6 protein-coding genes and 1 riboswitch are annotated in these 7,905 nt (G+C 66.9%); of the genes, 3 read left to right on the top strand and 3 right to left on the bottom strand.

The features are described from left to right. Window positions 1–219 precede the first annotated feature (219 nt). Window positions 220–1,674 (bottom strand): YibE/F family protein, encoded by a 1,455-nt coding sequence (locus tag ACFXB5_RS25810; protein ID WP_385211903.1) that lies wholly within the window; start codon window positions 1,672–1,674, stop codon window positions 220–222. Window positions 1,675–1,745: 71 nt separating this feature from the next. After that, window positions 1,746–1,862, top strand: a riboswitch (TPP riboswitch). Here ACFXB5_RS25810 and thiC point away from each other — a divergent pair. Continuing rightward, window positions 1,855–3,624, top strand: a complete 1,770-nt coding sequence (thiC, locus tag ACFXB5_RS25805) for a phosphomethylpyrimidine synthase ThiC (RefSeq protein ID WP_385211901.1) — start codon at window positions 1,855–1,857, stop codon at window positions 3,622–3,624. It overlaps the preceding riboswitch by 8 nt. A 135-nt stretch (window positions 3,625–3,759) precedes the next feature. Here thiC and ACFXB5_RS25800 read toward each other — a convergent pair whose 3' ends face one another. Continuing rightward, window positions 3,760–5,112, bottom strand: a complete 1,353-nt coding sequence (locus tag ACFXB5_RS25800) for a tetratricopeptide repeat protein (protein ID WP_385211899.1) — start codon at window positions 5,110–5,112, stop codon at window positions 3,760–3,762. Window positions 5,113–5,686: 574 nt separating this feature from the next. Between ACFXB5_RS25800 and ACFXB5_RS25795 the strand changes: the two genes are divergently transcribed. After that, complete coding sequence (locus ACFXB5_RS25795; protein ID WP_385211897.1) at window positions 5,687–5,962, top strand: hypothetical protein; 276 nt, start codon at window positions 5,687–5,689, stop codon at window positions 5,960–5,962. Window positions 5,963–6,162: 200 nt separating this feature from the next. Further along, window positions 6,163–6,453, top strand: a complete 291-nt coding sequence (locus tag ACFXB5_RS25790) for a hypothetical protein (RefSeq protein ID WP_385211895.1) — start codon at window positions 6,163–6,165, stop codon at window positions 6,451–6,453. A gap of 832 nt (window positions 6,454–7,285) precedes the next feature. On the opposite strand, the gene ACFXB5_RS25785 is transcribed toward ACFXB5_RS25790, so the two are convergent. After that, window positions 7,286–7,840 carry a toll/interleukin-1 receptor domain-containing protein gene (locus ACFXB5_RS25785; protein WP_385211919.1) on the bottom strand — a complete coding sequence of 185 codons (555 nt, stop codon included), beginning with the start codon at window positions 7,838–7,840 and terminating at the stop codon, window positions 7,286–7,288. Window positions 7,841–7,905: the final 65 nt, after the last annotated feature.

The raw sequence follows: 7,905 nt of genomic DNA, 5'->3' as shown, positions 1-7,905 counted from the left end.
GCCGCCCCCCCCCCGCGGCCCCGTGGGGGGGCGTCGGGGCGCGCGCGGGCGCGCGGGCGCCGGGCCCGGACTCCACCCCCCACCACCCCCCCGGCCCCCCCCCCAGGACCGGTACGCGGGCTGAGAGCCGGATGCGGGGCGGGCCGAGGGCAGGTGTCCGGTGTTGTGCCGTGGCCGGGCTGACGGGCAGCGTGCCCGTCGGCTCAGCGCCCCTTCGCCTCAGCGCCCCTTCGCCCGGCGCCGCCGCCCGCGTCCGCCCCGGCCGGTCCGGGCCGTCTGGACCGCCTGGGCGCCGCCCGCGTCGGCCACCCGCTCCGCGCCGCCGTCCGCCGCCGGGGCGCGGTCCGCGGAGACCACGAGCACGGCCAGCGCGGTGGTCACCGGCACCGAGGCGACGAGCCCGATGCTGCCCACCAGCGTCCGTACGATCTCCTCCGCGACGATCTCGCTCGTGGCGACCGTGCCCACCCCGCTGTCCGCGATGGAGAACAGCAACAGCAGCGGAAGCGACGCGCCCGCGTACGCCAGCACCAGGGTGTTCACGACGGAGGCGATGTGGTCCCGCCCGATCCGCATCGCCGCCCCGTAGAGCTTGCGCCGGGACGTGCTCGGGTCCGCTTCCCTCAGCTCCCACACCGCCGAGGTCTGGGTGACCGTCACATCGTCCAGCACGCCGAGCGAGCCGATGATCACGCCCGCGAGCAGCAGCCCTCGTATCTCGATGTTCGGATAGAGGCCGTGCACCAGCCCGGTCTGGTCGTCCGTGTTGCCGGTCAGGCTCGCCCAGCTGATGAACAACGAGCCCAGCACCCCGATCAGCAGCAGTGACACCAGCGTGCCGAGCACGGCGACCGATGTACGCGCCGTCAGCCCATGGCACATGTACAGCGCGAGGAGCATGATCGCGCTACCCCCGACGACCGCGACCACCAGCGGATTGGAACCCTGGAGTATCGCCGGGAGGATGAACAGCGTCAGCACCCCGAAGCTGATCGCCAGCGCCACCAGCGCGAACACCCCGCGCAGCCGCCCCACCGCCACGACCGCGAGCGCGAACAGCCCCGCCAGCAGCGCCATCGGCAGCGACCGGTCGACGTCGGACACGGAGTACTGCAGTTCCTTGGGCGCCTTGGGGGCGTACGCCAGCTTCAGCTCCTGCCCGGCGCTCAAGTGGCGCGAGGCGTTGGGCTGGACGATTTCGGGGAACGTGCGGCCCTTGTCCTTGCCCGAGGTGACCTCGATCGTGGCCTTCTCGCAGACGCTCTTCTTCCCGCCCTGCCCCGGGCTCCCGCTTTGCCCGGGGGCGCCGCTCTGGGCGGCGCCGCCCTGGCCGGGCTCGGTGGGCGCCTGCGGCTGGGCGTTCACATCGGCGCAGTTCACCTCCTCGATCTTCACCACCCGTCCGGCCACGGTCGTCTGGTCGAAGCCGAGACCGCTGCGGCCGTGCGCCTTGTGGTCGGGCGTGCCGCCCGGCCAGAGCACGATCAGACCGGCCACGACGGCGACGGTGAAGGGGATGAGCACCGCCGCGATGATCTTGCGGAGACGCGCGGAGACAGGGGTGGCGGGGCCATGGCCATGGGAGTGGCCATGGGAATGTCCGTGGCCGTGGCCCTGCGCCTGATCGGAGCGGTGGGGCTGCTCGGGCGGGTGGTCCTGCTGGATGGTGGTCACGACCGCATCATCGCAAGAGACGTGGGCCCCCTGTTCAGCGCTGTGGATAAACCGTTAGCGTGGTGCCGAACCTTTGCAATCGCGGGAGCTCGGAGCACCGGGCTGAGAGGGCGCTGACGCTGAAGCTGCGCCGACCGCTGAACCTGTTACCGGGTAATGCCGGCGTAGGGAGTGGGTCTCATGACTCAGCAGGATGCATCATCGCGCGCCGAGACGGCCGAATTCGGCTGGCATAAGGGATATGTCACGGGTTCGCGCCCGGACCTCCAGGTCCCGGTCCGCCGCGTGCACCTCACCAACGGCCAGGACGTGACGCTGTACGACACCTCCGGCCCATACACCGACCCCACCATCGAAACGGATGTCCGCCGCGGCCTGGCGCCGCTGCGGCAGAACTGGATCGTCGCCCGCGGCGACACCGAGGAGTACGCGGGCCGTCCCGTCCGCCCCGAGGACGACGGGCTCAAGCACACCTCGCCCCGCGGCGGACTGCGCAATCTCGACGCGGTCTTCCCCGGCCGTCCGCGCCAGCCGCGCCGCGGCCGCCCGGGCGCCCCCGTGACCCAACTCGCCTATGCGCGGCGGGGCGAGATCACGGCGGAGATGGAGTACGTGGCGATCCGCGAGAACGTCTCCCCCGAGGTGGTCCGGGAGGAGATCGCGGCGGGCCGCGCCGTCCTCCCGGCCAATGTGAACCATCCGGAGATCGAGCCGATGATCATCGGCAAGCGGTTCCTGGTGAAGGTCAACGCCAACATCGGCAACTCCGCCGTCACCTCCTCCATCGAGGAGGAGGTCGAGAAGATGACCTGGGCGACCCGCTGGGGCGCCGACACGGTCATGGACCTCTCGACCGGCCGCAACATCCACACCACAAGAGAATGGGTGCTGCGCAACTCCCCGGTCCCCATCGGCACCGTGCCGCTCTATCAGGCGCTGGAGAAGGTCGACGGCAAGGCCGAGGAGCTGACCTGGGAGATCTACAAGGACACGGTCATCGAACAGGCCGAACAGGGCGTCGACTACATGACCGTCCACGCCGGCGTCCGGCTGCCGTACGTCCCCCTGACCGCCCGCCGCAAGACCGGCATCGTCTCCCGCGGCGGCTCCATCATGGCGGCCTGGTGCCTCGCCCACCACCAGGAGTCCTTCCTCTACACCCACTTCGAGGAGCTGTGCGAGATCCTCGCGGCGTATGACGTCACCTACTCGCTGGGCGACGGACTGCGCCCGGGGTCGATCGCCGACGCCAACGACGAGGCGCAGTTCGCGGAGTTGCGCACCCTCGGCGAGCTCAACCGGATCGCCAAGGAGCATGGCGTCCAGACGATGATCGAAGGCCCGGGCCATGTCCCGATGCACAAGATCAAGGAAAACGTCGACCTCCAGCAGGAGGTCTGCGAGGAGGCCCCCTTCTACACCCTGGGCCCCCTCACCACCGATATCGCCCCCGCCTACGACCACATCACCTCGGGCATCGGCGCCGCGATGATCGCCTGGTGGGGCACGGCGATGCTCTGCTACGTCACCCCCAAGGAGCACCTGGGCCTGCCGGACCGCGATGACGTCAAGACCGGCGTGATCACCTACAAGATCGCCGCGCACGCGGCCGACCTGGCCAAGGGCCATCCGGACGCCCAGGCCTGGGACGACGCGCTCTCCGACGCGCGCTTCGAATTCCGCTGGGAGGACCAGTTCAACCTGGCCCTCGACCCGGACACGGCCCGCTCCTTCCACGACGAGACGCTCCCGGCGGAGCCGGCCAAGACGGCGCACTTCTGCTCGATGTGCGGGCCGAAGTTCTGCTCGATGAAAATTAGCAGAAGCATCACAGAGCAGTTCGGCGGCGACGCCGACGCGACGCCCGAGGAGATCGAGGCGGGGATGCTCCAGAAGTCCAGGGAGTTCGCGGCTGCGGGGAACCGCGTGTACCTGCCGCTAGCGGATTGATCTCCTGCCCGTGCCAGTGAGCGGTGGAGGCTTCCTACGGCTCCCATCGCTCACTGTGTCCCCACCACGAGATCGCACAACACGGTCCGGGCCCCGCTCCATGAGGATGCGGGGCCCGGATCATGTGTGTCGAGTTCAGAATGGAAGCTCGGGTCTGGCGGTGCCTCGTTTGATGGTCATGATCTGCTCGTGGAAGTCACGGGCAGCGGCCTCGCGCGGGTACCTGGCGCGCAGTTCCTTGTCCAACTCGTCGGCGACTAAAAGCAGAGACGGGAGGGACTTGCGGTCGGCTTCGAGGGCCGTCGTGCCCATGCCGATGGCTTCTTCGATCTCGCCCGTGCGGGCGGCGGCGACTCCGAGCGTGAGGCGGGCTTCTGCGGCGCGCATCGGTGAGATCTCGGTGCCGTTGGGGCCGGTGCTGATGCGGATCACTGACCGGGCGTGGGTGGCGGCGCGCTCGTCGTCTCCGAGGAGACGGTACGCGTCCATCTCGTAGAAGTCCCACTTATCCGGGTCAATGATGAAGTGATGTTCCGGATGGTCCGGCCTGGGAAGTCGGTCCAACCTGGCACGCCCGGCGTCGAGGGACTGGCGGACGAGTCGGGCGTCTCCCATGCGCGCGGCGGCGCGTGCCTTGTGGGCGTAGAGCTGGACGCCGACAGAGTGTGTCTGGTCCGCCGTGTGCCCGGCCTCGACAGCATCGAGCATGTCTTGCCAACGGCTCTGTGTCAGGGCGAACCACGCTTCGATCTCCCACGCCCAAGCCTTGATCTCGCTGTGCCCTGCCTCCTCGCCTATCCGGAGTGCGGCGGCCTTGCTGAGATTGGCGGCCTCGCGCTGGCCCCGGTCGTACTGGACGCACGCGTTCAGCAGGAACAGCCATCCGGTGTCCACGAGGAGTTCCCGGTGCTGGCGGAGGGTCATCCGGCCTTCGAGCTGCTTGGTGACGTATTGCAAGCCGTTCCGGGTGCGGTCGTGCAGGTAGTCGGCATCGGCGTAGGGGTAGGCACGGGCCAGTTGGTCGATGCCTTCCTCGATCGATTCCAGGGCCGCGCTGTTGATGCTGGACATCTCCGTGCGTCGCAGCATCTCCGCGATGTCCCAGATGCCAGCGCCCCCCTGTGAGATCAGGGTGCTTGGATCTTCCAGGTGAGTGGTCCTGGCGGGTCGCTCCAGCTCCCAGGGGCGCGGGGCGACTCCCGCGAGGTGACCGGGGATGCGGAGACCGTCCACCACTTCAAGGATCTTGTGGAACTGAGTGATCCGTGGGCGAACGCCCTTGCCGTCGGTATCGGGCCGGGCCATTTTGCCGATGTGCTCGCGCTTGTAGCCGACGGCCTCGGCGATCTTGGCGTAGCTGATGTTTCCGTGGATCTTGGCCAGTCTGAAGACTTCGCCGAAGTCGTGGTTGGCGATCGCCGACCGCACGTCCGCGCGCTCTAGTACATGAGGCGGCAGAGCTGCCGGTGTCGGTGCAGCTTCGGTCATCTCACTTCCCCATCGTGATTGACCTACGTCTCTTCTGGTCCGATCTTCGTTCTGATCTGTGTGCCCTCTCGTCTCGCGAGTGTACCCACGAGGGGGGTCCCCAAGAGGGGGGAGCGACGGCCGGGACCTGGGGTGCAACCTCGGGTCACCCTGCCGGGAGGGTCTCGGCAGATGTGATCAGAGACGGCGGTCCGTGTCGTGAACGCGAGGGAAGCCCGGCAACGTGACCACACGATGCATAAGCGGCCTCGTTTACTGCCGTGGCCGAACACGGCAGGGCGGCCCTGTTACCTGGTGACGGATGACAGCGACAGTCCGCTGTCGCAACTGGCTGACGAGATGGAGGCAGTACAACTCCACACTGCATCCGAACTCCTGGGTCGCGCGGGCATGTTGCTTGCTGATCCCCAAGCGGGCGAGGTTGAGATGCGGTTCTTGGTCAAGCGCCTGTGTGAAGGGCTGCGGGACACACTGAGGGTCGCCGAGAGCCGGGGTGGGCGGCTGCCCGCCTTATCTGACGGTGAGCCGGACGATCGCCCCGATGGCCCTTCTGCGCATGAGGGCGGGAGGCCGAATGAGTAGGGCTCTGCCCGGGGCCTCGAAGGAGTGGCACGTCGGTCCCGTGCCGGGGCTGGGTCTGCGCCGTGAAGAGGACGGCCACCTTGTGCTGCCTCTGGCAGTGGCCCGCTGCGGAAAGCACCTCGCGCTTGCGCCGCTGGTGCTGACGGTGGCGGAGGCAGAGCAGTTGCATGCCGCCTTGTGTTACGCGCTCGGCGGCGAGCCCGCGCCTGAGGACGCGCCGGAGTGCCGTAAGCCGGTCCGTTACCCGGGCGGCCGACACAAGTACTGAGGTCGGTTCGGACGGAATCACGCGCAACAACTGAAGAAGCAACACCGGACCACCCCTCCGCCTGGACAGCTCGGGGTGGTCCGGCTGGGGATCGATCACGAACCCCGGTGCCGATGGTACCGGGGTCGTCGTCGTGCTCCCGCTCGACGTGGCCCGGTCGCTGATTGCCAGTTGGCTTGCAGAGAAAGGGACTTGACCAAATGTGCGGCCCAGGGGACGACGGGTTCGAGGGAGAAGCGGCAGACCTGGAGGCGGGGATATGGGTGCGCGGAGTGGACTACCTGAGCGGCTGGCGGGACGCGCGGGAAGCGACGGCCGAGCTGGGCGACGCGCTGAGCCTCGTCGGCGTGGAGACGGCAGGGCTGCGGCTGCGTGCCGCCTCGGGCACGGACGGCTCCGGGATGGTGCGGTTGGAGTTGTCGGCAGCGTCGGCGCGTGAGGTGGCGATGCTGGCGCGGGTGACGGCGGCCCGGCTGGGCAGGGCGGGGTGATCGGGGTGGCCGGTGGCAGGCGTGCGGTGCTGGATCGGCGCGCTGTGGGCACGCCGCCGGCCGTAGCGGATTTTGGGCGGGAGCTGCCACGGGGCGAGAGAACAGGGGGCCTTACGCTGGCCCGGCGAATCGGGCGGGTCTGTGGACCTGCCCGCGTTTGCGACCGATCGGCCCCCTGTTCTTGGAGGCTCGCCCCGTGGTGGCTGCCTAAAATCCGCGTAGGCCGTCGGCCCCAGCCACAACGCCCCCGCTCCGGACGGCGGTCGGCACCTCGGCGAACGATCACGGGTGCGCTGGGAGTGCGGGCGGTGGACGTCCGCCGGGACCGGCGGCCACGCCGCAGCCCGGCGGGGCGGCCAGACCGCCCGGCGCGCCGCAAGGCGCGCCCTTGAGTAAGTGAAGACAGGTTTCGACAGATCGCCGGATCTCGGATGCAGAGAGGGCAGCGTGAACGGGCCCTTGCCGGTAAGTGGTTGCTGGCACTGGCTTTTATAGGCGTAGCGAAATTAAGCGATGACCAGGCGTTTTCACGTCATAGCGTAAGGGTTCCGCTATGCGCCTTAGGGAAATGAATCTCATTATCCAGATCTCAGGATTCCATTGCCGTCGTAAAAGTCCTCACCGGTGGAGCGAATAATTCCTCTCCCGTCATAGAATGACTCACCCGCGGATCTCTTGATCATCTTGTAGTCATAGTAGTCTTCCCCCGTGCTCCTGAGGATTCCATTGCCGTCATAGAATGATTCGCCTGGGGATCTCATGATCATTCGGCCGTCATAGTAATTTTCGGTTCGGGAGCGCATGATCACACCTCCTGCATATCAGGCATGCCTCAAGTGGATCCTATTGATGCGCTGTAGTTACCCAGGGCGGTAGCCCACTTTCGCTGAAATCGAAGCGATGCCTGCGTCCATGTCTTTTCGTCGAGTCGGTACGATAGATCCGCTAGGAGATTCCGAATCCTTTGCGTGAACTGTCTGCACTGCTCCGCATTGGACAACTTGATCGCATACTTCCGGTGCAAGGCGTTTACATCAGAGAAGTCGAGTGGCGGTATGACCAGCGGAGCAAAGCGCACTCCCGCACGTCCTTTGGTCTGCTTCTGAGACTGTCGATGACGGGCGATGGCATAGCCGACCTCCATCAGACAGTGAGGACGGGTGAGGTATGACTTTGTCATGATTTCGATAAAAATCTGCGCCCTGTCAAGGTGGTCGTATATTTGTCTTAGGTCATCTTCCCCTAGTTCCATGGCTTGTATGGAGTAAGAGCTGCAGAAGAAATTGGCGGTGCCAATCCCGGCCCTCGTAAAAAAATCACAGATGGCTTCGGTTAGATGCGCGTCAGGGTCTGACGTCGAGTGGCTGACGAAGATGAAATCGTGCATCGAATACACGCCCAATTCTCTTGCCGCTAGAGATGTCACGTTTCCAGCCACCGCGTGACCATTCC

It is taken from the genome of Streptomyces sp. NPDC059455 (assembly GCF_042750115.1).
In the GTDB taxonomy this organism is placed as follows: domain Bacteria; phylum Actinomycetota; class Actinomycetes; order Streptomycetales; family Streptomycetaceae; genus Streptomyces; species Streptomyces endocoffeicus.
The sequence above is the reverse complement of the archived record's forward strand: the minus strand, read 5'-3'. Positions and strand labels throughout refer to the sequence as shown.

What these genes read in the sequence shown, in the direction of transcription:
- ACFXB5_RS25800 (WP_385211899.1), bottom strand. Translation starts at nt 5,112, where the DNA reads ATGACCGAAGCTGCACCGACACCGGCAGCTCTGCCGCCTCATGTACTA.
- ACFXB5_RS25795 (WP_385211897.1), top strand. Translation starts at nt 5,687, where the DNA reads ATGAGTAGGGCTCTGCCCGGGGCCTCGAAGGAGTGGCACGTCGGTCCC.
- ACFXB5_RS25790 (WP_385211895.1), top strand. Translation starts at nt 6,163, where the DNA reads ATGTGCGGCCCAGGGGACGACGGGTTCGAGGGAGAAGCGGCAGACCTG.
- thiC (WP_385211901.1), top strand. Translation starts at nt 1,855, where the DNA reads ATGACTCAGCAGGATGCATCATCGCGCGCCGAGACGGCCGAATTCGGC.
- ACFXB5_RS25785 (WP_385211919.1), bottom strand. Translation starts at nt 7,840, where the DNA reads ATGCACGATTTCATCTTCGTCAGCCACTCGACGTCAGACCCTGACGCG.